Consider the following 25666-nt stretch of genomic DNA (forward strand, 5'->3'; position numbering starts at 1 on the left):
TTTTATTTTGACGGAGCTGTTTGGCGAAAGTGGATTATTTTCCCTGTTTTAGCACTTTCATAAATCGCCTCTAGCAATTGAATCGAGCGGAAGCCATCTTCAGCTGTCACCGGGGGCTTTGCGCCATGAACAATCGCATCAATAAACAGCCGATCTTCTTCCGCATATCCCCACTTTTCCTCAACGGTCAACTGATAAAAATCATGAATTTGCGCCGCCTGCTGCAACCCTGGAGCATACATCACTTTTTCAAGTTCTTGGGTAGCGACCGTGCAATACTTTCCATAAACCTCTAAACTCTCAAACGGGAAACTCCATCCAGCATGAGCATACGTCACAAAATTGACGATTGTCCCTGAAGCAAACGTCATCATAATCGCGAATGTGTCTAATTCCTCTGTCGAAATGTTCTGTTTTGCTTCGCAGTAAACCGTTTGTACTTCACCAAATAAATAACGACACAGATCCATCAAATGAAAAGGAGTTTCATACAAGAAGCCTCCCGTCACCTTCGGGTTTGCCGTCCAAGGAGGATTTAACAGTTCGCCGCGGTTCATTTTTACATGAGCCAAATAGGGGGTTACCTCCCCGGAATCAACCAATTCCTTGACTCTTTTATACACCGACGCATACCGGCGGTTCATTCCCAAGTTGTAAATCGCCTTTGATCGTTCAGCCGCTTGCCTGATCTGCTCTGCCCCCTCCAAAGAAGTTGCCATCGGTTTTTCTGAGAAGACATGCACATTGTTTTCCAGACATTTTAGTACCGGCTCAACATGCATCGTGTTTGGCGTCGTCACGTAAACAGCATCTACACCAAGATCAAATAATTCCTCGAGGCTTTTGACCGCTTTTGCTTCCCCGGCTTCCTTCGCCAATGAAGCGGCTCTTTCTTCCACAATATCCGCTACCCCAATAATTTGAACCCGCTCATCTTTCTTTAGGATCGACGTATGTACCTTGGCAATCCCTCCGGCTCCCAAAATCCCTACTTTCACCCGAGTCATTATTTTCTCCTCCTCATCTCCGTTGTAGCAGGGAAGCGCTTTCTAATACATCGAAAACAATGGTTATCATGTCCATTAATAATAGTGCAATCTAATCTCCATCGAACTTTTTGAGCAAGCGCTTTCCTTTTGTTTTTTATTTTACCCTCAACCTATTATTTTATCAAGTGTTTTTTCTAAATTTATAGAATTTTTATTAAAAAATAAAAGAACAGCTACTTACAGCTGTTCTTCTCATTAAATTCAACGTTTTCTCCAGTAACATCTATTATTCCATAAAAACAATCTGCTCACATCCTTACGATTTCACTTTAGCGATATGACAGGCCGATTTCCTTACCACTAGATGAGGCGGCAAAATGATCCGCTGTTTCGTATGATTGGTCTCTTCAATTTGGGCGATTAGCAGGTCAACCGCTTGCCTTCCCATTTGTTCAATAGGTTGGGCGACTGTCGTCAACGGTGGATCGATAATGGCCGATAAAATCGTATTATCAAATCCAACCACTGACAGATCATCGGGAATGCGGAGTCCCAACTCTTTGGCCGCCTGATAAGTGCCAACGGCAAGAGAATCAAAACAGGCAAAAATCGCTGTCGGCCTTGGGGTCGACTGCAACAGCTCCATCGCCGCCTTTTTTCCATCAGCCATCGAATAGTCCGTATATACAATCCAAGATTCTTCGCATTTCAAGCCGTTCTCTTGAAGCACCTGCTGATAGGCCTGCAATCTGTATTTATCACTTGTGCGACTTAAATTCCCTAGCATGATCGCGATCTGTCGATGGCCTAGGGAAACAAGATGCGAGACGGCTTGATACCCTCCTAAAAAATCATCAACTCTCACTACGTTAATGGCTAGCTCTGGGATATCTTGAGCAATAAAAACCAAAGGGAAATTCTCTTCCAACAACTCTTTGATCATTGTATAATTGTTCGTTGTCGTTCCGATGATGATGCCATCCACGCTTTTTTGACGTAACAAAGAAAGATACATTTCTTCCGTCTCCGGGTTGTTATCCGTATTGCACATCAGAACGTTAAACCCTTGTTCTCTTCCTCGATCTTCCACTTTCCTAGCGATTTCAGAAAAAAACGGGTTTGCTACATCAGGAATGACAAGGCCAATCGTTCTTGTCCGCTTCCCGGTCAACGCCGAGGCGACCATACTCGGTTGATAATGCAACTCTTCCATTACTCGAAGGACTCTTTTTCTCGTTCTTTCACTTATACGTCCCGTATTATTGAGCACTCTTGATACCGTCGAAATAGATACACCAGCTTTTTTCGCTACATCGTAGATTGTCACTTTCATCGTTTACCAATCTCTCCATTGATTATAGTTAACCTTGTTAAGTAAAGCGCTTGCCCTTTTAATGTTATTCTAATTCTTTTTCCACTTTCTTTCAATGCTTTTTTCGATTTCATAATAAATGAAGCCCATATAAAAACCGGCCTGAATTGACCGGTTTTAAGCAAAAATATCGTCGTTTCTCCTACCTCCCCCGAAACACCGGTTTCCGTTTTTCTAAAAAGGCGCGGACGCCTTCGCGGTGATCTTCGGTTTGCCGCATGCGCTGTTGGGCGTCGGTTTCAAGCTCTAGGACGCGAAGCAAGTCCGTCTTTGTTTGCTCGGCGTACAGCTGTTTCGTGGCGATCATGGCTTGGAGCGGTTTTTCCTGCAAGGAGGCGATCCATTGTTCCGCTTGCTCCTCATGATCGACAACGAAATCGACGAGGCCCAGCTGCTGCGCTTCATCGGCGCTCATCGGTTTTCCTTCCCAAATGATCTGTTTTGCTTTTGCCGTACCGACGCGCTGCGCCAAGAGGAAATGCCCGCCGCCGTCAGGGACGAGGCCAATGCCGATAAAGTTCATGGCGAGGCGTGCTTCTTTTGTAGCGATCAGGTAATCGCTTGCCAACGCAAAGCTGAACCCAAGGCCAGCAGCGGGTCCATGGATGAGCGAAACGGTGATTTTCGGCATCGTATACAATCGCATGATCATCTCTTGGATCGTGTTCATCACCGTCTGAAATTGACTCGGGTCATTCACGGAAAGCATCGTCTTAATGTCGCCGCCTGCCGAGAATCCCCTTCCCTTGCCGCGGATGACGACGATCGAAACGTCACTTTCTTCGATTTGCCGCAACGCGTCGACAAGTTCCGTTAACATTTGTCCATCCATCGCATTGAGTGACTGCGGGCGGTTCAGTTCCAATATTGCTTTGTTTTGGTCAAATGTCAGCACAACTGTTTCCATTGCTCTCCCCCTCTGAATGATGATTCATTTATTCATTCTCTATAGAGGCTCTTAACTCCTTGCAGCTACCAAAAATATTGTGAAAACATCAGTGCTTGACATATTCATTGATTTGTAATAAGTTCTATCACGGCGTTACTTTATTACATCCGTTTGCCTATGAAGGGGTCGGTATAATGAGAAAGACAGGCTATTTGCGAAACGTGTCGTTTTATGTATTGGCGGGATTGATATTTTCTATGATGGTTTACAATGTCTTTTATAATCTCGGAAAATTCCCTATTTCCAGCTGGGACGAAGCGCGACATGGCGTCAATGCTTATGAAATGTTAAAAAATAGAAATTTTATCGTCAACACATATCTTAGCCACCCTGATTACTGGAATTTAAAACCTCCCCTTAGTTATTGGGCTATTATGGTTGGTTATAAGTTGGTTGGGCTGAACGCTCTTGGTTTGCGACTGATGTCTGGCGTTTGCGCGATCTTCATGGCTGTAGTCATTGCTTTATTTATGAAAAATCGATTTGGCCGCATGGCTGCTATCATATCATTGCTTGCCTTGTCGACTAGCACCCAATATCTTCTCAACCATTGCGCTCGCACAGGAGATGCAGATTCGCTCTTTGTATTTTTCTTTACGTTATCCATCATTTCTTTGCTGTCGGCCAGACGGCAGACGCAATGGTTGTATGCAGCTGGCCTTGCCTGTTCACTCGCTTTTTTAACGAAAAGTTGGCATGCAGGGAACATTTTGTTGATCATGGCTGTGTATTTCCTACTTACTCGACAATGGGAGTCATTTCATTGGCGCGCCTGGTGGAGGGCAGCCCTCAGTTTCGCAGTTCCTGTGCTCGCTTGGGTTCTTGCCCGCTACCACTATGATGGATGGCGGTTTTTGAAGCAAATGATCGCCTATGATTTGTTGTTACGCTCCTCCCGGCCTATTGAGGGTCATATTGGCGATGAAACCTACTACGGCATCATTCTTGTTCATTTTTTCTTTTGGTGGCTCGCACTCTTGATCGGCATCATGGTCATCAGCTATATACAAGACGTTCGTCTTTTAACCTTTGATCAAGCGAATCATCGTTTGAAAGCGGATGTGGTCGGGATTTTAGTATGGATTTGCGTCCCGCTTCTCATGTTTACCCTAGCTAAGACGAAAATCAGATGGTACATTCTCCCTGTTTACCCACCGCTTTGTATGCTGATTGGCATTTGCGCCAGTCAATTGTGGAGAAAAGGAACGTGGAGAGCACGTGGGTTGTTGCTTGCCGGTCTGTTGTTTGTCGCATCGTTTTACGAAATGAATATTCAAAAGTATATTCATCATCCGAAACCAAATTGGGAACTGGCATTACTTCAGCAGACCGCCCAAATGCCTGTTCACGGGTACGAACTCTTTATGTACCATCCATTGCATCGGAAAGATCACTGGCCGCAAAATGCGGTCTTGACAGCAGAGCTGGCGAATGACCTTAAACCTCGGCATGGAGGGCTGAAAACGTTCTTGCATACGAATCGAAGCCTGCTTCTCGTGAAAAAAGCATGGTTCAGCAAACAGCTCGAGCATAAATACCACCTGTCTGTTCTCGCCTCGAACCGTTGGGGATATATTTTGGAAAAGCACGCTTAAACATACAGCCTTGGAGTGCCACTCTCTCCAAGGCTGCGCAACTATTCTTTCTATGTGAAAAGTGTTAGGAATAAAATTCTATTCCCTCTTCTTCTCATCTCGCTTCATTCTCGTTGAAAATAATCAACTTCAACTCCGTCATTTCTTCGATCGCATAGCGGATCCCTTCGCGGCCGAACCCGCTTTCTTTCACGCCGCCGTACGGCATATGGTCGACGCGGAACGTCGGGATGTCGTTGATGAGCACGCCGCCAACGTGCAGCTGCTTCGCCGCTTTCCACGCGGTATGGACGTTATCGGTGTAAATGCCCGCCTGCAAACCGTAGCGCGAGTCGTTGACAAGCGCAATCGCTTCGTCGATCGAGCGGACACGGTTGATCAAGACGATCGGGGCGAACACTTCTTGGCATGACACTTTCATTGTCGGTTGGGCATCGACAATGACCGTTGGAAGCAAAATGTTGCCGTCGCGCTCGCCGCCAAGGACGACATTCGCGCCGCCTTGTTTCGCCTCTTCAATCCAAGCAAGCGCGCGATCGACATCGTTTGGCGTGATTAACGCCGACACATCCGTTGCTGGATCGAGCGGGTCACCTGTTTTCAACTGTTTCGCGGCAGCGACGAATGTTTCAACGAACTCGTCATAGCGTTTTTCATGGACATAGATGCGCTGGAGCGAAATGCACACTTGCCCTTGGAACGTGAACGCGCCAAATACGCAGCGCGGGATGATGCGATCAAGATCGACCTGCTCGTCAACGATGACGGCAGAGTTCGAGCCAAGCTCCAACGTCACCCGCTTTAAACCTGCTTTATTGCGGATCGCGATGCCCACTTCCGGGCTGCCGGTGAACGTGATCATGCTGATGCGGGGATCGGCGACGATTTGGTCGCCGACCGTGCGGCCGCTTCCGGTGACGACGTTGAGCGCCCCTTTCGGCAAGCCTGCGTTCTCGAACAGCTCGGCGATAAAGTAGGCCGACAGCGGCGTTTGGCTCGCTGGTTTCAACACAACGGTATTGCCTGAAGCGACAGCCGGACCAAGTTTATGGGCGACTAAGTTCATCGGGAAGTTAAACGGCGTGATCGCTCCGATGACGCCGATCGGTTCACGGACGGTGATGGCGATGCGGTTTTCCCCGCCCGGCGCCGCATCAAGCGGCAATGTTTCGCCATGGATGCGCTTCGCTTCTTCGGCGGCGAATGTATACGTCTGGATCGTGCGGGCGACTTCCCCTTTCGCCGTGGTGATCGGCTTGGCGGCTTCCAAGGCGATCAACTTCGCCGCTTCTTCTTGCCGCTCTTTCAACTGTTCGACGACCCGCTCTAAAATAGCGGCCCGTTCATGCGCCGGCATGGCGGCCATCGTCTGCCGCGCCGCATACGCCGCGGCGATCGCCTCATCACCTTCTTGTTCGGTAGCCATCGGAATTTCGGCAATCGTCTCGCGTGAATACGGTGATTTCAGTTCGGTGTAAGACTTCGCTTCCCGCCATTCGCCGTTGATGTATAGTTTTTTTCTTTCCACCATGTTCTCATCCTTTCCCTAACTAGTATTTGCAATCCAAACATTGCCTGTGTTAATAACACTTTTTATTTCGTCGCAAATTTGTTAGAATCCTCTTTTCTGATCCATTTATAGGACATGTTGCTGATCCTCTATCTCCTCTTTTAGATTGGCGGATGGGAAAAGGTAGGAAAAAATCACAATCGAAACGATACTCGCCCCAATTCCATATATAATCGGATAGGTTGAGCTTAATCCCTCCATCGCTAAACCAACCAGCACAACGATGGAACTAATAACGATAGAGTAAAAGCCAGCTTTCGCCGTTGCTCGCTTCCAAAAGAAGCCAAAAATCACTGGTACGAAAATGGCGCCTGACAAAATGGCATAGGCGACATCCAATGCAACAAGCACATCCTGAATCCAAATAGCAAAGATAATGGCGACAATCCCCACTGCTAGCGTCATCATTCTGGATAATAGGACAAACTGTCGATCACTTATATTCTGAAACCAATATTGCTTCAAAATATCATGTGATAACAGAGTAGATGAGGCAAGCAATGTTCCGGAGGCCGTTGACATAAGAGCAGAACATACACTGGCCAAAATGAGCCCTAACAAGCCGTGCGGCAAAATCTCTAATGACATATTGGCAAATACGTTTTGTGGATCGTTTATATTCGGAAAAACGATCACCCCGCACATGCCAATGACGCTTAACGCCACGGCATAAGCGATGCTGTAAAGACCCGCATATACTGCGCCACCTCGAGCAATGTTCGGTGTTTTGGCCGTAAACACCCGTTGCCAAATATCTTGTGATACCACCATTCCTAATGTATAGAGCAAGAAGTATTGAAAAATATTTGCCCATCCCATCGATGTCAGATCAAAATGTGACGCTGGCAATCGGTCCAAAAGTGATGTCCATCCACCGACATAGGACAAACTCATCGGCAGCATCACGAGGAAAATGCCAACAGTCATGACGATAAACTGAATGATATCCGTCATCGTCACGCTCCACATTCCTCCGAGAATCGTATAAAACAACACGATCCCCCCGCCAACTAACATCGAAACGGTCATGCTCCTACCGGACAATGTTTTGGATTAGCATATGGAAGTTGGTACGTCAAGCCGTTGGGCTGCAAGTATTTCCGATATTTGCTTTTCGATGTGCTGACACTAAGCGCCCCTAACGAACGGCCATGAAAACATCCGGTAAACGAAATGACGTATGGTCGTCGTGTCACATGTTTCGCTAATTTGATTGCTCCTTCAATCGCCTCTGTTCCACTGTTGGCAAAAAAGAAGCAGTCAAGCCCTTCCGGCAAAATTTTTGTCAGCTCTTCGGCCAAACGCAAAATTGATTCATACATGATGACACCGCTCGGCCCATGCATCAGGCGGTCTGCGGCCTCTTTGATAGCCTGCACGACTTTTGGATGGCGATGACCCGTATTGGCCACAGCAATACCGGAAGTGAAATCAAGATATTTTTTTCCATCCAGTCCGTAATAGTAACATCCTTCTTCCTTCACAACCGGCAAATTCGGGTGGTCTTTCGCCATCGTTGGCGCGAGCAAATCATGCATTTTGTGAAAGAGAGGTAGCCAGTTGCCTTGTGTCATGTACATCCCCCTTCAGCCAAGCCATTTTGTTCATCGAAAACGGATTTGCAAGTTCTGTGCCACCTTTAAAACTATTCTTTATTTTTAGTTAATTATAATCGTTGATTCTATCCCTCTGTTTTAACCGGTTCCTATCATGACAGCTTTGTTTAGAATTCCACAACGGATCTAATTCATTGTTAAATCAAATAATTTATTTTTGAATCGACACGGATTGCTCTTCCTTCAGAAAACATTCTCTCGGAGTAGAAAGTCTCAAATCAAAAAACCGCACCACAAAAAGGTGGCACGGTCTCAAAAAGATAATATCGCCATCACTTTTTCGACTGCATCACGAAGTTTCCACAAGTAGTTTGACTAGGAACCACTGATCACGCCAATTCAGCAATGACCTCTTCGATGACATCCAATGCTTCCTCCAGCTGTTCATCTGTGATGACAAGCGGCGTTAATAGACGAATGACATTGCTGTATAGGCCCGCACTCATGATGATGACACCACGTTGATGGCATGCTCGCAAAATGGCGGCCGTTAATTCCCTATTCGGTACTTTTGTCTTTGCGTCAGTGACAAATTCGATGGCCACCATAGCCCCAAGTCCCCGTACATCCCCGATCGCCTCATACTTCTCCTGCAGCTGTCTGAACCGATTGATAACGATTTGTCCAATGTCATTGGCCCGTTCTACCAATCCTTCTTGTTGCAACATGCGAATCACTTCCAAAGCGGCCACGCAACCAAGCGGGCTGCCCCCGTATGTCCCGCCGATTTCTCCCGGATTGGGTGCATCCATGATTTCTGCCCTTCCCGTCACCGCACTGATCGGTACACCCGCTCCGATGGACTTCGACATGGTCATTAAATCAGGCACAACGTCAAAATGTTCAATGGCGAACATCTTCCCTGTTCGTCCAAATCCGGTCTGGATCTCATCGGCGATAAACAAAATCCCGTATTTTTCACAAATTTGTTTGACCCCTTGAACGAATGTTTTTGACGGAACAATAAATCCGCCTTCTCCTTGCACAGGCTCCATAATGATGGCAGCCACCTCGTCCGCCGGGACTTCTGAGAGAAAAAAGTCCTCAAGCCGCCGCAAAAGCTCGGCGTCCAATTCCTCGTTGGTCATGCCTGCTGGTTTTCGGTAATAATAGGGATACGGAAGTTTGTACGTATCCGGGGCAAAAGGTCCAAAACCAAATTTATATGGTTTCACTTTGCTTGTCAGCGACATCGCCAACAAGGTTCGCCCATGAAACCCTCTTTCAAAAGAGAGAATGGCTTTTCTCCCTGTATACTTTCGTGCAATTTTGACGGCATTTTCGACTGCTTCTGCCCCGCTGTTCAAGAAAAAGGTTTTTTTATGATGAGCACCTGGCGTGATGCGGTTTAACGTCTCGGCCAACTCAATATACGGCTCATACATCATCACATGGAAACACGGATGAATATACTGCTCCGCTTGTTTTTGGATCATTTCCACCACTTTCGGCGGGCAATGGCCGACATTGAGGCTTCCAATCGCCCCGGCCAAGTCGATAAACGTATTTCCATCCACATCGGTTAAGAGCGCTCCTTCTCCTTTTACCGCAAACGTCGATACCGTGTTAAACGGTCCCCGCGGAACATTCTGTTCTTTTTTTCTTAATAGCTCCTTTGCTTTTGGTCCCGGAATCGCTGTTTTTACTTGGATATATTTTTTTGTTTCTGCCTTCATCTTCTCCCTCCGTCCCATTGTGTATCATGATCCATCTTTTTAGATATGCAAAAAACATGCCAAAAACTTCATGCAAAATCATATAACAAGGAAAAAGGATTTTTTCGCCTCTTTGATAAAGTTAGTAATAGAAGCCTCACAGACTGCTAGGAGGGAAAGTATGCACCGTACAGCTGATGTTTTGGAATTCGAGTTGGACGCGATATTGAAATCATCAAACGACAATATTGTGATCGCAGACGAAAACGGGATCATTCTTCGCGCCAGCCCGAATTGCTTGTCCATATACGGAAAGGACGTCTCTTATTTAGTCGGAAAATCGGTTTATCAATTAGAAAAAGAAAACGTCTTTTGCCCTTCAGTTACAGCGAGAGTATTACGGGAGAAAAAAGAGGTCCAATTGATGCAGCAAACCGCCACCGGACGAGTTGTCATGGCGACAGGCGTGCCTGTATTTGACCACCAAAACCGCCTTGTCCGGGTCATCAGTTTTTCCCATGATTTAACAGAGTTAGAGCGTTTGAAAGAAGACTATGAAAAGCTGAGAAAGCAGATGGAACATTATCAAATGGAAATAGAGGAGTTGAAGCCGGAACATATCGTTATTCAAAGCAAGGCGATGGAACGAATTTGGAAGCTCGTGCACCGCGTGGCCCAATCGGACGCGACGGTTCTTTTCCTCGGCGAGTCTGGAGTCGGAAAAAACGTATTCGCCCGTTCCCTTCACCTCCATAGCCCGAGGCGGAATGAACCGTTTATTGAGGTCAACTGCAGCGCCATTCCTGAATCACTGTTTGAATCGGAAATGTTCGGCTATGAAAAAGGATCCTTTACCGGTGCGCAAAAAACAGGAAAACCGGGGCTGATCGAACTGGCCGACAAAGGAACTCTCTTCCTTGATGAAATTGGCGAGCTTCCCCTTTCGATGCAAGCGAAACTGCTAAAAGTTTTGCAAGAGAAAAAAGTCATACGCGTTGGAGGCATTAAAGAACGAACGGTCGATTTTCGCCTGATCGCCTCGACAAATCAGAACCTAGCAGAGATGGTGAAGCAAGGAAAGTTCCGCCAAGATTTATTTTATCGTTTGCATGTGATTCCGATTTACGTTCCTTCTTTGCGTGAGAGAAAAGAAGATATTTTCATGCTGGCCCAATACTTTTTGAAAAAATTCAACCAAAAATATCAAATGGATAAATACTTTCATCCATCCATTGTCGACCATCTCGTTCAGTACGACTGGCCAGGCAACGTGCGTGAGCTGGAGAATATGATCGAACGGTTAGTCATTACTTCTGAAACGAGAGCCATTTATCCGGAATATCTTCCTTTTTCGATCCAGAAATATCCAGAGGTGATCACTCCCCATCAATCGTTGGAAAAACGGAACGAACCGTCGACATTAAAAGAAGCCATTGAACAAGTGGAACGGCAATGGCTCCTGCGTGCAGCCAAACAGTGCAAAACAACATACGAGATGGCTGATTATCTTGGCATCAGCCAGCCAACGGTCGTACGAAAGCTGAAAAAATACGGTGTTGATTCAAAAACGAATTAAGATTCATCTTTGAATGAAGCGTTCGCTCATTTTTGAACATACGCAAGCAAGGATGGACGTAAAAGCAGCCTTGTTTGCGTATTTCTTGTCTGCTTCCCCTTTTTGGCACACTTTTTGCTTCTAAAACCATCGCGAACCATTTTTCACTGCCCAAGGAGGTCTTGACATGTATCAACCGAAAGATTCTTCCCAATCACCCCGTTTTTGTGGGGTTCGCACCTTTATGCGGTTGGAACAGATCAAAACAACAGACGATGTCGATTTTGTCATAGTTGGCGTTCCTTTTGACACCGCGGCATCAAACCGAACCGGACAACGATATGGCCCACAGCACATTCGCAATTTCTCTGTCTTGCTTCGCCCTTACAATCCAGATATGGATATTGATATTTTTGCCTATTGTTCCGGCGTCGATTACGGGGATATTGATGTCATTCCCGGCAATGCGTTGCGCACGTATGATCGTATCGTCGAAGAGCTGCGACCATTGTTGAAGAAAGATATCGTTCCGATTCTGATGGGCGGCGATCACTCCATTACATTGGGACACTTGCGGGCTTTTTACGAACGCTTTGGCCCCATCGCGCTCGTTCATTTTGACTCGCATAGCGACACGTGGGACCATTACTACGGAGAAAAATATATGCATGGCACGCCGTTCCGCCGCGCTGTCGAGGAAGGGCTGCTTGATGTGGATCATTCCATTCAAATCGGGATGCGCGGACCGCTTTACAGTGCTGATGATATCGAGGACGCCCGACGGCTTGGTTTTGAAGTCATTCCGATGAAAGAGGTCCGGCAAATGGGCTTTTCGGAAGTAATGCGCCGCATCCATCAACGCGTCGGTGACAAACCGGTTTTCGTTTCTTACGATATTGACTTTGTCGATCCTGCTTTTGCCCCGGGGACTGGCACACCGGAAGTGGGCGGACCAACCAGCTACGAGGCACTCGAATACGTAAGGGGACTCGATGGACTAAATATTGTCGGGTTTGATCTCGTCGAAGTTTTGCCTGCTTACGACAGCGGAGAAGTGACCGCTCTATTGGCTTCTGCGATTATGTATGAGATGATTACACTTGTGGCGTTGAAGAAAAAGCGGTCACAGGCCAACAACCTATCGACAACGACAACATCCTAAAAACATGTCACAAACAAAAAGGAGCGGCTTTCAATGGCTCAGGACCATGTGTATATCAACGGAAAATGGTACAAAGGAGAAGGAGAAAAAAGGGCGGTGATCAATCCTTCGAATGAGGAAGTCATCATAGAAATCAATGAAGCATCCCAACAACAAACAGTAGAAGCAATCCAAGCGGCCCGTCATGCCTTTCAATACACCGATTGGCCATCGAATCCGGCAAGAAGAATGGCCGTCCTTCGGCAACTGGCTGATTTGTTGGAACAGAACGCGGAAACATTCGCTGCCATTGAGACGTTGAATACAGGGAAACCGATTCGCGAATCGCGCCTCGATGTCAGTGATTCGATCCAATGCCTCCGTTACTACGCCGATTTTGTTGAGCAACGGACCATCGAGGAAAAGAAAAGAACCGATGGCACGACAAGCAAAGTCATTGAGGAACCGATCGGGGTATGCGCTCTCATCGTGCCTTGGAATTTCCCCCTCTTATTGGGGATATGGAAATTGGCCCCGGCGCTTGCGGCGGGAAATACAGTGGTATTTAAACCATCAGAACTGACGCCGCTATCATTCATAGAGCTGACGAAGCTGATCGATTCCATCGGTCTCCCGCCGGGCGTGTTTAATCTCGTGCTTGGCAGTGGTTCGCCGGTTGGAGAAACATTAGTGACACATCCTGATGTGGAAAAAATATCGTTTACTGGCGGAACGAAAACCGGACGATGGATTTACGAACAATGTGCTCGTGGGTTGAAGCGAGTGTCTTTGGAACTCGGCGGAAAATCCCCGCTGCTCATTTTTGACGATGCCGATCTTACTAGCACCGTCGAGTGGGCACTGTTTGCCTCCTTCTTCAATCAAGGGGAAGTGTGTGTGGCTGCTTCGCGCATTCTTGTACAACGGCGTGTTTATAATTCGTTGATTGATCAGCTAACCCAAAGACTGGCTTCCCTCCGTATTGGCGATCCTTTCGCGGAAAACACGGAGATGGGACCACTAATCAGCTCCTCACATTTAGAAAAAGTGGAAACATATATCCAGATTGGCTTGCAGGAAGGAGCGGTGCTGCTACAGGGTGGAGAACGAATCAAGGAACGGGGGTATTATCTCACCCCTGCTGTTTTCGCCCATGTCCGTCAAGACATGCGTATCGTCCAAGAAGAAATCTTTGGTCCTGTCATTACTTTGCAACCGTTTGAACATGACAACGAAGCCATCGGCTTGGCGAACGATACAATATACGGACTAGCAGCTGGCATATTCAGCCGCGATCTTGAACGGGCGGAACAAATCGCCGGAAAATTGAGAGCTGGAACCATTTGGATTAACAGTTATCACACTCCTTATGTCGATGCTCCTTGGGGCGGCATGAAACAAAGCGGAATCGGTCGGGAGCTTGGGCCGCAAGGATTCGCCGCTTTTACGGAAACAAAGCATGTGAACATCAGCCAACACGGCAAACCACTCGGATGGTATCCATCACGCTCCTGATTTCGTCCTTAGGACGAAATCAGTGTAAGGTTATTATTCTGAATATTAAAAATAGAAAAAAACAAGGAGGATCGATCATCATGAAATGGATAGAACGGTTGGGCCATGATGATATTCGCCCCACCCCGATGAACGAACGAAGCATGAACTTCTTTAGCACGTTTACCCTTTGGATTGCGGCAAATGTGGTGATTACGACTGTCATGACGGGTATGATGTTTGTTCCTGACATTTCCTTTTCCAACGCCATGCTGGCGATCATTGTCGGTTCGGCGATCGGTGCTATTCCGCTCGCCCTTACCGGAAACATCGGCATCCGCACCGGGCTCCCTACAATGGTGATCACAAGAGCGGCCTTTGGACAAAAAGGAGCCATCCTTCCCGCCCTTGTCAACACCATCATTTTAATCGGCTGGAGCTGGATTCAAGCCTATATGGCTGGCCTTAGTCTGAATTATGCCGTTCATTACACCACTGGATACAGTAATATTAATCTATTTGTGATCTTGACAGAGCTTCTTGTTGTAGTCATTACAATTTTTGGCCACCGAGGTGTGGAACGGATAGAGAAATATATATCGATTGCTATGCTGATTTTATCGTTCCTCGTTTTTTACAAAATTTTTACGACTTACGACATTTCAACACTCGTCGAAATGAAATTGAGCGAGCATCCATCCATCACCACGATCATCGCCTTTGACATCGTCGTCGCCACCGCCTTTTCTTGGATGTCGACGGTTTGCGATTTCAATCGCAACTGCCGCTCAGAAACAAGCGGGTTTTGGGGAACGTATTTTGGCTATCTTGTCGCTTCCATTGTCGCAATGGGGCTCGGCGCTGTCGTCAGCGGCTTTAGCATTGCCTCCAACATGGAACGGACGTATGATCCTACCATTCTCCTTGCCGCTTACGGGTTTGGATTGATCTCATCCATCGTCGTTTTCTTTTCTGTACTCTCGACCAATGTCATGGCCTTATATAGCGCCACGATGTCGTTTATGAACATCTTCCCACGCGCAGGCTTTTGGAAACCGACATTGATCATGGGAGTGATTTGCACACTTGGCGCCTTGCTGAAAGAAGTGCTAATGTCTCAGTTCTTTAACTTCATTATGCTGATTGCCACGTTGTTCATTCCTGTGTTTGCGATTGTGCTCGTTGATTACTTTTTTATCAAAAAAGGGGTATATGATGCTGAAGATATTTTGTACGATACAAAAGGTCACTATCGCTATCAAAAAGGAGTCAACATCGCCGCCTACTTCACCTATATCGTCGGAGCTGTCTTCGCCTATTATTTTACGTACATTCATCCGCTTGCCGTCGGCTCCACCATGCTGACATTTCTTTTATCAGGGACGGTTTATTTTGTGTTGATGAGATGGACAAAACAAATCGCTGCAAACATGAATTCTGTCGAACTTGAATCTCCTACTAAACTGGAGGGATGATATGAACCTATCGTTTGACATCGCGTTGGCGCAGATGGCATCAGTAACTGGTGATATTGGCGCCAACTTGGCCAAAATGAAAGTGATCATCAATGAGTGCAAACGACAGTTCCCTAATGTCCGCCTTCTTCTGTTCCCGGAACTTTGCACTACTGGTTATGTACTGTCAGAAGTACTAAAAGAACTGGCTGAGACACCTGATGGGTCTACGTTCCAGTATATGAGCCGGATGGCCCAACAATTTCAATTGTACATTGCTTACGGATACGTTGAAAAGGACGATATAGAAAATATATACAACTCTCTTATGTTGATTCATCCCAATGGACAATGTATCGGAAATTACCGAAAAATCCACTTGACTCCTTTTGAAAAAGCCTGGTTTTCTTCGGGAGCCGAGCCGGTGCTGGTGGATACCGACCTTGGCCGTATCGGTCTGATGATTTGTTGGGACTTAGCTTTTCCGGAACTAGCAAGATACCTAGCCGTCCATGGATCCGAGCTTCTTCTCGTTCCATGTGCTTGGGAATCTCCATTTCATGCACCGTTTCAAAAATTAGCCATGGCCAGAGCGATCGATAATACGGTTTATGTTGCTGCATGCAATCAAATCGGACGGCCTTCTTCTTTCCATTTCTTTGGTTTATCCTCTATTTATGGGCCGGATGGAAGTGAAATAGCCGCAGCCAACATGGACGAACGGGAAGAAATCATACACGCAATGATCGATCACAACCAACGCCAAGAGTTAAAGAAAAACTTTTATACAATGATGGACGAACGACGGACAGACCTTTACCGAGAATGGACTTGGAAGGAATGACGAGAAAATGATCATCAAAAAACTCATCGACCTCTCCATGCCGATCACGGCCCAAACTCCGGTTTACCCCGGGGATCCGAAGCCGCACATCGAACCGGCGGCCACGTTCGCCGCTGACGGCTACCATGTCAGCCGCCTTGTGCTCGGTTCGCATAGCGGCACCCATGTCGATGCGCCGTTCCATTTTTGCGAGCACGGCTGGCGGTTGGATGACGTGCCGCTCTCTTATTTTCTCGGCCGCGGCGTTGTGATCGATGCCACGGGGAAAACGGAAGGGGAAGCGGTGACGATGGCGGATGCTGCCGTGTATATGCCGAAGCTGTCGCCGGGAATGATCGTTTTGTTTCACACCGGCTGGTCGTCGTACGTCGGAACGGAGCAGTATTTTCGCCACCCGTACGTCGCGCCGGATGTCATTGAAGCGATGCTCGAACGGGGCGTTCGCACGTTTTTGATCGATGCCCTGAACATCGATCCGTCGGATGGTTCCTCGTTTCGCGCTCATGAACTTATTCTCGGCGCCAACGGGGTGATCGGGGAAAACTTCACCAACTTCGATCAAATCGATTTTGATGACCCATACATTATCGCTCTGCCCCTTTCCTTGCCCAGCGGCGACGGCTCGCCTGTTCGGGCGGTGGCGGTGCAATGGGGGTGACCAGTCGATCGGACATACGAAACGCCCCGTATCTTCTTCGATGCGGGGCGCCCTCTCTCTAGTTATTTTATCCACTTGATGACTCGCGCTGGGTTTCCGCCAACGACCGCGTTAGCGGGAACGTCCTTTGTCACGACAGCGCCTGAGGCGATGACAGCGTTGTCACCGATCGTGACACCTGGGTTGATCACAGCTCGTCCGCCGATCCAAACGTTATCCCCGATAGTGACCGGTTTCCCGTATTCGCGGCCGCTGTTCCGCTCGTGCGGGTCAAGCGGATGCGTCGCCGCATAAATGTGCACACCAGGACCGATAAAACAATGATCGCCGATCCGCACTTCACAGACGTCTAAAATGACGCCATCAAAGTTCATGAAAAAATGTTCGCCAACATGAATGTTATACCCATAGTCACAGCGGAAGTTCGGCTCGATGTACAGCTGTTTTCCTGTTGAGCCGAACAGTTCCCTTAACAATTGAACCCGCCTTTCATATTCCGTTTCCAATGTTTCATTATACAAGCGAACGAGCCGTCTCGCCCGCTCCCGCTCTTTCACAAGCTGCGGATCGGCCGAAAAAGCCGTCATGCTCTTTCGGCGGCATCACCCTTGCCGGCGTTTCCCTTCCTGATAGTAGGCATCCATCACGTCCTTCGGCACCATGCTTCCGCCTGTGGCCCAGCAAATATGGGTGGCTTGGTTCATTTTTTCTGTCAACTGATGCTGCTTGAGATACGTTTGCCCCGCTTGGTCTTGACACAAACGAACAGGCCCTGCGACCCCTGCCAATGCCGACGGTTCCAAGCGGATCTCCTCCGTATCGATCATCGCCGCGAGCAGCCGATAAAGGGTGGAATCATCCACTGTATAGACGCCGCTGATGACGTGTTCGAGCATCTTTCCGACCAGTCGCGAAGGGCGGCCGACGGCCAGCCCGTCGGCTTCGGTTCGGTTATCTATGCCAAACTCCTGCACCGAGACGCGATCGTGTTCACCCGTCATCAGCCCAAGCAGCATACAAGGCGAATGGGTTGGCTCGGCGAAAAAGCAATGCACATGATCCCCGTACACGAGTTTCAAACCAAACGTCACCCCGCCCGGTCCGCCGCCAACTCCACAAGGAAGGTAGACAAACAGCGGGTGATCTTCATCGACGATGATGTTCTTGTCTTCTAACTGTTGCTTTAACCTCAACGCCGCCACCGCGTATCCTAAAAACAAATGAATCGAATTCTCGTCATCGATAAAATACGAGGTTGGGTCTTCAGCCGATTGTCTTCTCGCCTCTTCGACCACTTTGTTGTAATCGGTGAGATGTTCGACCACCGTCACCCCTTTGCTTCGCAGCAAATCTTTCTTCCACTGTTTCGCGTCCGCCGACATATGCACCGTCACATGAAATCCAAGACGCGCGCCGATGATTCCGATGCTCAGTCCTAAATTTCCCGTTGAACCAACGACAAGCGAATAGCGGGAAAAGAACTTCCGAAACTCCTCGTTAGCGAAGACCGCGTAGTCATCCTCTATGGAAATCAAACCGTTTGCGAGCGCGAGGTCTTCGGCATGTTTCAAGACCTCATAAATCCCCCCTCTCGCCTTGATCGATCCGGAGATGGGAAGATGGCTGTCGCATTTTAGCCATACTTCCCCTTCGATCAGCTGCCCGCTCATCTCTTCCAAATACCGTTGCATTTTCGGAATCTTTATTAGCGGCGATTCAATGATTCCGCCAGTGTCCCGTGTTTCCGGAAACACCTTGGCGATATACGGGGCAAAGCGCGCCAACCGTTCTTCAGCTTCCTTGACATCGCGTTCACCGAGCGGAAGATGTCGGGTGGCTTGATCAAATGAACAAATGTTTGGATTCGGCCAAAACACTTCTTCTGTTCTGATCATATTCTCCAACAACGGAAGTTCCCTCATCCATTGTCGAATCGTTTTCCCCGCTACGATTCGGTTCTCCATGTCTTTCCTCCTCATCCCTATGTAAAAAGCATCTACTTCCAGTATAATAGAAAACGTGAATCGCTGGTATAGGGGAGGAAAACGGTCTTGAACATCGTCCCAACAAAACAATTAGACCGCGCTCTAGTCAACCAGTTTTTTATCGAACATTGGGGAAGTCCACAAATGGTAGTGTCGACTGGTGTTTATGACTGCAGCGAGCTGGATGGATTTGCGGCTGTTGAAAATGGAAAACGAATCATCGGACTTGTTACGTTCCTTATTCGCAAAAACGAATGCGAGATCATCTCGCTAGACAGCATAATGGAAAACCGCGGCGTCGGCAGCGCCCTTTTGCATGGGGCAGAAACATGGGCGAGGCAACAAGGGTGCACCGTGGTTCGACTGATCACGACGAATGACAACTTGCATGCACTTCGTTTCTACCAAAAGCGCGGCTATCAAATCGTGAATGTCTTTCCGAACGCCGTCGACAAGGCGCGGCAAATCAAGCCAAGCATTCCGCTGATGAGCGCTGAGGGCATTCCGATTCGGGATGAGCTGTTGCTTGTGAAACAGCTTGATGGTAGAGCGGCTTGATGGAAACCAACCACTTTCTTCCATAAATAATTTTCTCAGGCTCTTCACCAAAAGTTGTACTTGATTTTTTCATCACATTCCTTAACTTATGCATTCAAGAAAGAACAGGAAACAAATCATTTTTTGCATACATTTGTTCAGAGAAGTGCATCTTCTGTCAAGTACATGTTGTGGTGATGAGCCTTTTTTCAATCAAAAAAAGTATTTTTCGCTGCACTGGCCATGGAAGCACTGTGCCTTTTGAATATATAGTGACTCAAAACCATTGATCCCCAAATGGAACACAAGATATAGAACCGCAAAGTCGCTCAGCGTATATTTCATAGTAAGAAATGGGCTGACCCAAAAGGTTATTGCCTTCAAGATCGGTACAATCGATTGTGCGGCAGAAGCAGTCAGTACGTATATAGAGCAATGAAAGAGGGGTCTCGATCCTTTCGAGACACCCTCTTCCACTCTGTTGTTATAGAACCACATTCAACAGCAAGACGAACATAAACGCCACCACCGAAATAATCGTTTCCATCACTGTCCATGTCATGAGCGTTTCCTTGACCGTCATGCCGAAATATTCTTTGATCATCCAGAACCCGGAGTCATTGACATGTGACAAGATCAACGAACCGGCGCCGGTCGCCAAAACGAGGAGCTCTGTGTTCGTTCCCGGGATGCTCGCAGCAATCGGTGCAACGATGCCGGCTGCGGTCATCATCGACACAGTCGCTGACCCGGTCGCCACGCGGATGAGAGCAGCGATGCCCCAGCCTAACAGGAGCGGAGATAAGTGCGAGTGTTTCGCCACCTCTGCGATTTGATTGCCGATGCCGGAATCGAGCAGCACTTTGTTGAACGCGCCGCCCGCTCCGATGACAAGCAAGATGTTTGCGACTGGGCCGAGGCAGTCGTTGGCGAATTTCAGGACGGCGTCGCGGGTAAAGCCGCGGGCATAGCCTAGGCTAAAGAATGAATAAACCGTGGCGATCAACAGCGCGACGATCGGATCACCGATAAAGCGCAACACTTTCGCTGCTTCAGACTTTTGATCAAGCGTCACGTTGGCCACAGAAGCAATCAACATCAAAATAACGGGAAGCAAAATGGTAAACAGCGTATTTCCAAAGCCCGGAAGTTCACGCGCTTCTTTCTGCTGCACGAGCTGCTCGGCGATGTCGACCGGCACGGATTTGTGTATGCGCGAGCCGATCCATTTGCCAAACAGCGGTCCAGCAATGATTGCCGTCGGCAGGCCGACGATGATGGAATAAAGAATCGTCTTTCCGACATCTGCTTTAAAGATGCCGACAGCCGCCATCGCCGCCGGGTGCGGCGGGACGAGGCCGTGCACCACCGACAAACCGGCGACAAGCGGAATGCCGATCGTCACAAGCGAGATGCCCGTCTCGATTGCGATCGTAAAGACGAGCGGAATGAGCAGCACAAATCCGACTTGGAAAAAGACCGGAATCCCGACTAAAAAGGCGACGACCATCATCGCCCAATGGACGCGTTTTTGGCCAAACCGATTGATTAACGTTTTCGCAATGCGCTCCGCACCGCCCGACTCAGCCATCATTTTGCCGAGCATCGTCCCGAGCGCCAAGACGATCGCTAAAAAGCCGAGCGTATTGCCAAGCCCTGCTTTAATCGAGTCGATGATCCCTGGTGTTTCCGGCGACGGAGCGATGAGCGGCATCCCCATCGCCAGCCCGACACCGACGGAAACGGAAATGAGTGCAACAAACGGATGCATTTTCGCCGCGGTAATCAATAACAATAAAACAATAATGGCGGCAATGACAATGGCAATTCCCATGACTTGTTCCCCCTTGTATTCGTCTATTTGAGAAAGCGGTGAAAAACAGCGGTTTCTCCCAATCCATAAGCGTCCATTATGCAAAGAAGAACCGTTGTGGCAAGGTTTTTTCGATTGGAGAAAACGATCCGCCGGAAAAGCGGTATACGCTATGTCATCACCATTTATTGATTGCCTCTTCGACCATCGTTTCTTCATTGAGTGATGTGCTCACGTGGCAGGTGCGCAACCATCAAGGCTGAGGTTTCATCCTGCCGACGCTCTTCACCCCCTTTCCTTTTCTCAACATCTCGAATCAATCGATTTCGCTCAGGGAGCAAGCGTTTTCAACAAGAAGTAGGCGAGGCCGTACGTTCTCCTAAATCGATTTAGGAGCAATCGATGCTTCCTAAACCGATTTAGGTGACAGCGCCTGTTACCTTCCTTGCCGCTGAAACGCTGCGATGATGTCAAACTCCTCTTTTAACCGCTCATATAAGCGGCTGTACAAATCAAACAGCTCAGCGTAAATCAGCGTATGTTCTTCCTTCGGCTCATGGCGGGCGGTCGTGTCCATCCACGTTTTCACCATTTCCAAAGAAGGCAGTTCCCCTAACGCATGCAGCGCCACTGCCGCCGCTCCCAGCGCCGACGCCTCGTGCGTCTGCGGCACAATGAGCGGTTTGCCGAGCATATCGGAAAGCATTTGCCGCCAAAACGGCGATTTCGCAAAGCCTCCGGAGACGCGGATTTCGGTCATTGGTCCCGTGACATCGCGGATCGCGAGCGCTACCGATACGATGCTGAAGCAGACGCCTTCCATCACCGCCCGAATCAAATGTTCGCGCCGATGGTGAAGGCCAAGGCCAAAAAACGTCCCGCGCGCGTTCGCGTTCCAATACGGCGCCCGCTCGCCTGATAAAAACGGCAAAAACACCAGTCCTTCCGCTCCGGGCGCGACGCGTTCGGCATATTTCGTCAATAAGTCGTACGGATCAATGCCGAGCTTTTTCGCCACTTCCCGCTCTTGAGCGCCAAACTCGTCGCGCAGCCAGCGAAGCAAAATGCCGCCGTTGTTCGTCGGTCCGCCAACGACCCAATAGCTAGGCGTTAACGCATAACAAAACGTCCGCCCTTTTTCATCGGTCGTCGGGGCAGCGGCGATCGTCCGCACTGCGCCGCTCGTCCCGATCGTAATGGCCGCCTCGCCCGGAAGCACCGCGCCGACACCGATGTTGGCGAGCACGCCGTCACTTGCGCCGATGACGACCGGCACATCAGCGGATATCCCCATTTTATCCGCCCATTCTTTCTTCATCCCTTGCAAGACGTATGTCGTTGGGACTAAACGCGGCAGCCGCTCGCGGCTTATGCCAAGAAACGAAAGCACGTCCTCGTCCCAATCAAGCGTATCGAGGCGGAACAACCCGGTCGCTGAAGCCAACGAATGGTCAGCGATATAATCGCCATATAAGCGGTAAAGCACATAATCTTTCACAGAGACAAACCAACGGGCTTGCCGAAACACATCCGGCTGCTTCTCTTTCAACCAAAGCAGTTTCGGCAACGGAGACATCGGATGGATCGGCGTTCCCGTCCGCCGATAAATGTCAAGACCGTTGTTCTCTTTCAGCAGCCGCTCCGCTTGGGCGACGCTTCGGTTATCGGCCCAAATGAGCAAGCGAGTGAGCGGCCGCCCGGATTCGTCAAGCGCCATGATCGAGTGCATCGCCGCACTCAATCCGATCGCTTTCACCTGCTCGGGACGAATCCGATGGCGGATCGTCACCGCTCCGACGGCTTGAATGACTGCCGCAAACAGCTCTTCCGGATCTTGTTCGGCAAAGCCCGGATGCGGCTGGATGATCGGATAATCAACGGCATAGGAAGCCAACACCCGACCGCATTCGCCGAAAACGACCGCTTTCGTGCTAGTCGTCCCGATATCGATGCCAATGACCACCTGTTCATGGATCGTCACCCGTTTCTCCTCCTTTCCTCAAGCCTTTTCCCGTCTAATCGATGTCCGTTCCTTCAGTATCGGAGAGAAACGAAACACGTGCGGTTTGCCCGACCGTTTCCGATCGATTTGTAAAAATACCTGCTCAGCTGCCTTTTTCCCCATCGCAAACGTCGGCTGGGCGATCGTCGTTAGCGCTGGCGTGTAAATATCGGCAAACGGCACGTCGTCAATGTTGATCAGCGCGAGTTCGTCCGGCATGCGAATGGCGTTTTCTCTTACAAACCGTAAAACGCCCATCAATGTCAAGTCGTTAATCGCAAACAAGGCGTTGGGCCGGTGGGACTCAGCAAACCGTTTTTTCAGTTCCCGAGGCAGCACGGCCGGATCAGCGGCGATGACATTCCTATCGTCAATGTCAAATCCCCTTTTCGCCATCGCCGCCCGAAACCCTTCCATCCGTTCCATCCGCGGCACGTTGTAAGGAACGAGCGGTGGGGTGACAATGGCGATGCGGTCATAACCGCCCGTTGCTAAATAATCCACCGCCATCTCCGCTGCGCCAAAGTTGTCTAACAGCACGCTGTCCGCCTCAACTCCCGGCACCATCCGGTCAACAAAGACGAGCGGAAACCGCTCGGCGGCAAGGCGTTGGTAAACGTCTTCATTTTTCCCCGTCGGAAAGACGATCAACCCGTCGACCTGTTTCGCCAGCAGCATCTCGATGTATGTTCTCTCTTTTTCCGGATCATCGCCGGAGTTGGAGACAATGACTTGAAAGCCGCGTTTTTGGCACTCTTCTTCAATCGCGTGCAGCACTTGCGTCGTCAACATATGAAGCATATTAAAAACGATCACGCCAATGGTCGCCGTCGTTTTTTGTTTCAAACTGCGGGCGATCACGTTCGGCTGATAGCCAAGTTCCTCAATCGCCTCGGCGATGCGCTTTCTCGTTTCCTCGCTCATATACTCGTAGCGTTTGTTCAAATATTGCGAAACCGTGCTTTTGGAAACGTTGGCCAATTTCGCGACATCGGCCATCGTGACTTTTTTCAACAGGGATCCCTCTCTTGCCCTAAATCGATTTAGTCCCCAAAACGCTTTCATAAACCGGTTTAGCTTTATTATAAACCAAATGAAAGCGGTTTACAATACTTCTTCGTAAAATTCCCTTGATTTTCGTCCTCTCGCCGGAAAACATACAGACTCCTATCATCGAGTGATTATTCCGTTTGATGAAAGCACCCTTCTCTTCTTCCTTATACCCCATTTTGCTTACCAACGCGGTGGCGACGGGGTTGTCATGGCGAATGGACGCGCGCCACGGCAGTTTGCATAGCTCCACCGTCAAATAACGAAAATCGAGAACGGTCAAGAACGGAAACTGGATGCGCCACGAAGAAGGTTCATCGCGGGATTCGTCATAGCTGAAGATGGCAATTGGAACAATGCGGCGCGGCATTTTCACGGAAAGCAAAAAAAGTAACGTTATGGCCCTTTAGATAGCAGCAGTCTTCCTCCCATACCGCCGCCACACGAAACTTACGAAAACAACAGTCGCGCGGCATAGACGACGCCCGTTACTGTGATGGCACTAAGCATCGTGGATAACAGCACTGCTTGGGCAGCGTAGTCGGGATGACAATCGTATTCAAGCGCGTACAAAGCGGTGTTGCGCGAACAAGGATAGGAGCTGGCGATGAGCAGCGCTTGGGCCGTCACCCCGTCAAGCCCTAACAGAAGGATGAAGGCCGCAGCCAATAACGGCGAAACAAGCAGGCGGCCCAACACGCTCACATACAATAGCGGCGGCAAAGCGGTAAAACGGGCATAGGCGATTTGCGCTCCTAATGTAAAGAGGGCGATGGCTAAAAACGCGTCAGCGGTGCGTTGAAGCGGCGTCCATACAAATGAGGGAATCGGGACATGCAGCCAACGGCAAACAACACCTAGCCATAACGCATGAAGAACCGGATTTTTCCATAGTTCGGCAACCCACTTTCCTTGTTTCCCGTTTCCCGAAACAAACTGATAAACGCCATATGTATTCGTGAGAAAGTTTTGAAATATCGTCACGACAATTTGAATGGCCGCCCCAAGCGGCTGCTGGTGAAACACCAATTGGCTCACTGGAATGCCAAAGTTGCCTGAGTTGTTGAGCACAATCGTATTTTGAAACACCGCCGCCATGCTTCGATCAAGTTTGAACCATTTTGCCATCATCATGCTCAACACGATCAATCCGCTGCTTTGCAAAAAAAGAAAACCGAATACGGACGCCAACACATTCCCGTTCAATTCGCTGTCATACACGTTAATGAACGCAACAGCCGGCAACAGCACATACATATTCAGCTTGGACAAGGTATTCATGTCAAAATGAAACAGACGGTGCAATAGCGCTCCCGCCCCGACCATAAGCAGCATCGGAACCATCACTTGAAGCAAAATGCCACTAAAAACGGCCAACGCTCTTCCC

At 48.8% G+C, this 25666-nt stretch carries 20 protein-coding genes and 2 pseudogenes; 8 read left to right on the forward strand and 14 right to left on the reverse strand.

The genetic code is table 11. From position 1 onward, the window contains the following. Nucleotides 1–2: 2 nt before the first annotated feature. The 3 genes from ACTVIM_RS09330 to ACTVIM_RS09340 form a co-directional block, all read right to left on the reverse strand. Nucleotides 3–1007 (reverse strand): Gfo/Idh/MocA family protein, encoded by a 1005-nt coding sequence (locus ACTVIM_RS09330; RefSeq protein WP_445612409.1) that lies wholly within the window; start codon nucleotides 1005–1007, stop codon nucleotides 3–5. A 298-nt stretch (nucleotides 1008–1305) separates the two neighbouring features. Continuing rightward, on the reverse strand, nucleotides 1306–2322 hold the full coding sequence (locus ACTVIM_RS09335) for a LacI family DNA-binding transcriptional regulator (RefSeq protein WP_033019083.1): 1017 nt from the start codon (nucleotides 2320–2322) through the stop codon (nucleotides 1306–1308). Nucleotides 2323–2503: 181 nt separating this feature from the next. Then, nucleotides 2504–3268 carry an enoyl-CoA hydratase gene (locus tag ACTVIM_RS09340; protein WP_445612410.1) on the reverse strand — a complete coding sequence of 255 codons (765 nt, stop codon included), beginning with the start codon at nucleotides 3266–3268 and terminating at the stop codon, nucleotides 2504–2506. Between the two features lie 176 nt (nucleotides 3269–3444). On the opposite strand from ACTVIM_RS09340, the gene ACTVIM_RS09345 reads away from it, so the two are divergent. Continuing rightward, on the forward strand, nucleotides 3445–4905 hold the full coding sequence (locus tag ACTVIM_RS09345; protein WP_445612411.1) for an ArnT family glycosyltransferase: 1461 nt from the start codon (nucleotides 3445–3447) through the stop codon (nucleotides 4903–4905). Nucleotides 4906–4999: 94 nt separating this feature from the next. Here ACTVIM_RS09345 and ACTVIM_RS09350 read toward each other — a convergent pair whose 3' ends face one another. From ACTVIM_RS09350 to gabT, 4 genes and pseudogenes are all read right to left on the reverse strand, one after another. Then, a complete protein-coding gene (locus tag ACTVIM_RS09350) occupies nucleotides 5000–6436 on the reverse strand; it encodes an aldehyde dehydrogenase family protein (protein ID WP_445612412.1) in 1437 nt (478 codons plus the stop codon). Between the two features lie 105 nt (nucleotides 6437–6541). Beyond that, entirely contained in the window at nucleotides 6542–7468 is a 927-nt protein-coding gene (locus tag ACTVIM_RS09355) for a sodium:solute symporter family transporter (RefSeq protein WP_445612413.1), read from the reverse strand. Between the two features lie 38 nt (nucleotides 7469–7506). Beyond that, nucleotides 7507–8049 (reverse strand): annotated as a pseudogene (locus ACTVIM_RS09360) (aminotransferase class III-fold pyridoxal phosphate-dependent enzyme); the annotation flags it as partial. A 371-nt stretch (nucleotides 8050–8420) separates the two neighbouring features. Beyond that, a complete protein-coding gene (gabT, locus tag ACTVIM_RS09365; protein ID WP_445612414.1) occupies nucleotides 8421–9767 on the reverse strand; it encodes a 4-aminobutyrate--2-oxoglutarate transaminase in 1347 nt (448 codons plus the stop codon). 160 nt (nucleotides 9768–9927) lie between these two features. On the opposite strand from gabT, the gene ACTVIM_RS09370 reads away from it, so the two are divergent. The 6 genes from ACTVIM_RS09370 (at nucleotide 9928) to ACTVIM_RS09395 (ending at nucleotide 16892) form a co-directional block, all read left to right on the forward strand. Then, the gene (locus ACTVIM_RS09370) at nucleotides 9928–11322 is read left to right on the forward strand and encodes a sigma-54 interaction domain-containing protein (protein WP_445612415.1); all 1395 of its coding nucleotides are present in this window, start codon (nucleotides 9928–9930) and stop codon (nucleotides 11320–11322) included. Nucleotides 11323–11488: 166 nt separating this feature from the next. Further along, nucleotides 11489–12463, forward strand: a complete 975-nt coding sequence (speB, locus tag ACTVIM_RS09375; protein ID WP_445612416.1) for an agmatinase — start codon at nucleotides 11489–11491, stop codon at nucleotides 12461–12463. A gap of 33 nt (nucleotides 12464–12496) precedes the next feature. Continuing rightward, nucleotides 12497–13957: an aldehyde dehydrogenase family protein gene (locus ACTVIM_RS09380; protein WP_445612417.1), complete on the forward strand. Its 1461-nt coding sequence runs from the start codon at nucleotides 12497–12499 to the stop codon at nucleotides 13955–13957. Nucleotides 13958–14037: 80 nt separating this feature from the next. Then, nucleotides 14038–15411: a purine-cytosine permease family protein gene (locus ACTVIM_RS09385; protein WP_200878274.1), complete on the forward strand. Its 1374-nt coding sequence runs from the start codon at nucleotides 14038–14040 to the stop codon at nucleotides 15409–15411. Between the two features lies 1 nt (nucleotide 15412). Next, entirely contained in the window at nucleotides 15413–16234 is an 822-nt protein-coding gene (locus ACTVIM_RS09390; RefSeq protein WP_033019098.1) for a carbon-nitrogen hydrolase family protein, read from the forward strand. 7 nt (nucleotides 16235–16241) lie between these two features. Further along, complete coding sequence (locus ACTVIM_RS09395) at nucleotides 16242–16892, forward strand: cyclase family protein (protein ID WP_033019099.1); 651 nt, start codon at nucleotides 16242–16244, stop codon at nucleotides 16890–16892. Between the two features lie 62 nt (nucleotides 16893–16954). Here ACTVIM_RS09395 and ACTVIM_RS09400 read toward each other — a convergent pair whose 3' ends face one another. Beyond that, entirely contained in the window at nucleotides 16955–17479 is a 525-nt protein-coding gene (locus tag ACTVIM_RS09400; RefSeq protein ID WP_445612418.1) for a sugar O-acetyltransferase, read from the reverse strand. A gap of 15 nt (nucleotides 17480–17494) precedes the next feature. Beyond that, a complete protein-coding gene (locus tag ACTVIM_RS09405) occupies nucleotides 17495–18856 on the reverse strand; it encodes a D-serine ammonia-lyase (protein ID WP_445612419.1) in 1362 nt (453 codons plus the stop codon). A gap of 87 nt (nucleotides 18857–18943) precedes the next feature. Between ACTVIM_RS09405 and ACTVIM_RS09410 the strand changes: the two genes are divergently transcribed. Then, nucleotides 18944–19435 (forward strand): GNAT family N-acetyltransferase, encoded by a 492-nt coding sequence (locus tag ACTVIM_RS09410; protein WP_445612420.1) that lies wholly within the window; start codon nucleotides 18944–18946, stop codon nucleotides 19433–19435. Between the two features lie 463 nt (nucleotides 19436–19898). On the opposite strand, the gene ACTVIM_RS09415 is transcribed toward ACTVIM_RS09410, so the two are convergent. From ACTVIM_RS09415 to ACTVIM_RS09435, 5 genes and pseudogenes are all read right to left on the reverse strand, one after another. Next, entirely contained in the window at nucleotides 19899–21248 is a 1350-nt protein-coding gene (locus ACTVIM_RS09415) for a GntP family permease (RefSeq protein ID WP_445612421.1), read from the reverse strand. Nucleotides 21249–21663: 415 nt separating this feature from the next. Then, nucleotides 21664–23208 carry a gluconokinase gene (locus ACTVIM_RS09420; protein ID WP_445612422.1) on the reverse strand — a complete coding sequence of 515 codons (1545 nt, stop codon included), beginning with the start codon at nucleotides 23206–23208 and terminating at the stop codon, nucleotides 21664–21666. 18 nt (nucleotides 23209–23226) lie between these two features. Continuing rightward, a complete protein-coding gene (locus ACTVIM_RS09425) occupies nucleotides 23227–24243 on the reverse strand; it encodes a LacI family DNA-binding transcriptional regulator (protein WP_445612423.1) in 1017 nt (338 codons plus the stop codon). 190 nt (nucleotides 24244–24433) lie between these two features. Next, a pseudogene (locus ACTVIM_RS09430) lies at nucleotides 24434–24652 on the reverse strand (DUF4351 domain-containing protein); the annotation flags it as partial. 77 nt (nucleotides 24653–24729) lie between these two features. Continuing rightward, nucleotides 24730–25656: an AEC family transporter gene (locus ACTVIM_RS09435; RefSeq protein WP_445612424.1), complete on the reverse strand. Its 927-nt coding sequence runs from the start codon at nucleotides 25654–25656 to the stop codon at nucleotides 24730–24732. Nucleotides 25657–25666 lie beyond the last annotated feature (10 nt).

This window comes from Geobacillus sp. YF-1, assembly GCF_052692335.1.

Bases quoted from the DNA above. Each gene is read 5' to 3' on its own strand.
- ACTVIM_RS09415 (WP_445612421.1), bottom strand. From the start codon at position 21,248: ATGGGAATTGCCATTGTCATTGCCGCCATTATTGTTTTATTGTTATTG.
- gabT (WP_445612414.1), bottom strand. From the start codon at position 9,767: ATGAAGGCAGAAACAAAAAAATATATCCAAGTAAAAACAGCGATTCCG.
- ACTVIM_RS09405 (WP_445612419.1), bottom strand. From the start codon at position 18,856: ATGGAGAACCGAATCGTAGCGGGGAAAACGATTCGACAATGGATGAGG.
- ACTVIM_RS09380 (WP_445612417.1), top strand. From the start codon at position 12,497: ATGGCTCAGGACCATGTGTATATCAACGGAAAATGGTACAAAGGAGAA.
- ACTVIM_RS09370 (WP_445612415.1), top strand. From the start codon at position 9,928: ATGCACCGTACAGCTGATGTTTTGGAATTCGAGTTGGACGCGATATTG.
- ACTVIM_RS09330 (WP_445612409.1), bottom strand. From the start codon at position 1,007: ATGACTCGGGTGAAAGTAGGGATTTTGGGAGCCGGAGGGATTGCCAAG.
- ACTVIM_RS09390 (WP_033019098.1), top strand. From the start codon at position 15,413: ATGAACCTATCGTTTGACATCGCGTTGGCGCAGATGGCATCAGTAACT.
- ACTVIM_RS09385 (WP_200878274.1), top strand. From the start codon at position 14,038: ATGAAATGGATAGAACGGTTGGGCCATGATGATATTCGCCCCACCCCG.
- speB (WP_445612416.1), top strand. From the start codon at position 11,489: ATGTATCAACCGAAAGATTCTTCCCAATCACCCCGTTTTTGTGGGGTT.
- ACTVIM_RS09335 (WP_033019083.1), bottom strand. From the start codon at position 2,322: ATGAAAGTGACAATCTACGATGTAGCGAAAAAAGCTGGTGTATCTATT.
- ACTVIM_RS09395 (WP_033019099.1), top strand. From the start codon at position 16,242: ATGATCATCAAAAAACTCATCGACCTCTCCATGCCGATCACGGCCCAA.
- ACTVIM_RS09340 (WP_445612410.1), bottom strand. From the start codon at position 3,268: ATGGAAACAGTTGTGCTGACATTTGACCAAAACAAAGCAATATTGGAA.
- ACTVIM_RS09350 (WP_445612412.1), bottom strand. From the start codon at position 6,436: ATGGTGGAAAGAAAAAAACTATACATCAACGGCGAATGGCGGGAAGCG.
- ACTVIM_RS09345 (WP_445612411.1), top strand. From the start codon at position 3,445: ATGAGAAAGACAGGCTATTTGCGAAACGTGTCGTTTTATGTATTGGCG.
- ACTVIM_RS09400 (WP_445612418.1), bottom strand. From the start codon at position 17,479: ATGACGGCTTTTTCGGCCGATCCGCAGCTTGTGAAAGAGCGGGAGCGG.